Here is a 1,824-nt window from a genome sequence, read left to right as displayed (position 1 = left end):
CTCCTCGCCAACCGGCGGAACGGTCACGGTGGCGTTCGACCGGCTCGGACGGCAGATCTCCTACACCGACGCGGACGGCGGCGTCACACGGACCGAGTACGACCTGCTGAACCGTCCCGTCAAGATCACCGACAACAGTCCCTCCACCGTCACCTACGCCTACGACCAGACCGCCGAGCCCCGCGGTCTGCCGACGGGCACCACCGATTCCGTCGCCGGAACCTTCAGCACGACCTACGACGCCGACGGCGGCGTGAGCGGGGAAGGGCTGCCCGGCGGGTACTCCCTGCGGCAGATCACCGACCCCGCGGGCCAGGTGAGCGCCCGGACGTACACCCGCGACAGTGACGCGGCCGTGGTCTACTCCGACAGCGTCACCCGGTCCGCCCGAGGGCAGGTGACCAAGGCCGCCGGCTGGTCGGACCAGTCCTACCGGTACGACCGGGCCGGCCGCATCGTATCGGTCGACGACACCCACGACACGGTCTGCACCCGGCGCTCCTACGCCCTCGATGCCCGCTCCAACCGCACCTCCGTCACCTCCGCCGCCGGCACCCCCGGCGCTGACTGCTCCGCCACGGGAGGAACCACGGCGAACCACACCTACGACAGCGCCGACCGGCTCGTGGACTCCGGCTACTCCTACGACGCCTTCGGCCGCACGACCGCCCTGCCCGGCAGTACGAACAGCTACTACGCCAACGACCGCGCCCATCGGCTGACCGCCGGCGGCAAGCGGCAGACCTTCCAGCTCGACTCCGCCATGCGCGCCCGCTCCTGGACGGTGGAGACCGGTGGCGGCAGCACCTGGACCCAGACAGCGTCCAAGGTCAACCACTACTCCTGCGCCTGTGACAGCCCCCGGTGGATCGTCGAGGACACCACTGCCGGAACCCTGACCCGCATGGTCGACTCGGCAGCCAGCCAACTGTCCGCGACAACGAGCAGGACCGGCGACACCGTACTCCAGCTCACGAACATCCACGGCGATGTCGCTCTCCAGCTCCCCCTCGACCCCGCCACGGCCCCCGTCGCGCTGGACGCGGACGAATTCGGCGTCCCCCGGGCAGGTCAGCCGGCCTCCCGGTACGGCTGGATGGGCGCCCACCAGCGTTCCACCGAGACGGTCTCCGGGCTGACCCTCATGGGCATCCGGCTCTACCACCCGGCCGGCGGACGGTTCCTCCAGCAGGATCCGATTCCGTCCACGACGACAGGCGCCTACGACTACGCGGGCCAGGACCCACGGAACGGATCGGACATCTCAGGGGCCTACCGCCAAGCCAAGGTCTCCTGGGGCTGGACCTCCGTCACGATCAAGTTCAACAAGAGGGGTACCAGCGACGTGGCGGCGGGCATGTGGGTCGCCATCGGCGCGGCGTTCTTCATTCCCGGGTACGGAACCGCGATCGCCTTCGCTCTGACGGTAAGTTGGTTCATCATCGACCGGATGGCCAATCGCGGCTACTGCGTCGCGGCGACCAAACGGTACTTCCGCAGCGGCGTGAAAGTCTGGTTCTACAAGAAGGGCTTCTGCAAGTGACCGCATTACTCGCCCTGCTGATCGGCGCCCTGGCCGCCGGGCTGGTGACGATCGTCGTCGCCGTGGGCCCCGGAGCCCCCCGCCACGACGCGGTACGCGGACTCGCGGCCTTCGCGGTCCTCGTCCCCGCCCTGTGGATGTGGGCCAGGAGCACCGGCCAGTTCCCGGCGACCTTCGGAGCGTTCGCCTTCACACAGGCCGGCCTGTTGCAGGGGCGCGTACCCGAACGCCTGCGGGCACGCCGCCGGACCGGGTGAGGCGGCACTGACGCACTCATGCGC

The 1,824-nt window shown here is 69.7% G+C and carries 2 protein-coding genes; both read left to right on the top strand.

What is annotated here, in order from left to right; genetic code table 11:
- Window positions 1-1,543: RHS repeat-associated core domain-containing protein (locus ACWF94_RS39780; protein ID WP_453500060.1), on the top strand; the 1,543-nt coding region annotated here is incomplete at its 5' end.
- Window positions 1,540-1,800, top strand: a complete 261-nt coding sequence (locus ACWF94_RS39775) for a hypothetical protein (RefSeq protein WP_453500058.1) — start codon at window positions 1,540-1,542, stop codon at window positions 1,798-1,800. The genes ACWF94_RS39780 and ACWF94_RS39775, both read left to right, overlap by 4 nt.
- Window positions 1,801-1,824 lie beyond the last annotated feature (24 nt).

Source organism: Streptomyces sp. NPDC055078, from assembly GCF_053607985.1.
The sequence above is the reverse complement of the archived record's forward strand: the minus strand, read 5'-3'. Positions and strand labels throughout refer to the sequence as shown.